Origin of the sequence: Kitasatospora sp. MBT66 (assembly GCF_000710405.2) — a bacterium.
Taxonomy (GTDB): Bacteria; Actinomycetota; Actinomycetes; order Streptomycetales; family Streptomycetaceae; genus Kitasatospora; species Kitasatospora purpeofusca.
This window is the reverse complement of sequence record NZ_JAIY01000003.1, coordinates 950894-951174: the sequence shown is the minus strand read 5'-3', so window position 1 is coordinate 951174 and position 281 is coordinate 950894. Positions and strand designations below refer to the sequence as shown.

Annotated in this window: 1 pseudogene; it reads left to right on the top strand. The window is 73.3% G+C overall.

Annotated features, from left to right (window positions below):
* Positions 1 to 281 (top strand): annotated as a pseudogene (locus tag BI06_RS50365) (hypothetical protein); the annotation flags it as partial.

Genomic DNA, 281 nt, shown 5'->3' with positions numbered 1-281 from the left:
CGGGGTGACCGGGTACGACCTGTACGCGGACGGGCAGTTGCTCACCAGCGTGGCCGGTTCGGTGCTGACGTACACCGACAGCCGCCCGGACAGCGCCACCGTCTCCTACTACGTCCGGGCCAAGGACGCGGCCGGCAACCAGTCGCCGAACAGCAACACCGTCACCCGTACCGGCCAGGGCGGCGACACCCGGGCGCCGAGCGCGCCGACCGGGCTGGCGTACACCCAGCCGGGGCCGGGGCAGATCCGGCTGAGCTGGCAGGCGTCGACCGACGACGTCG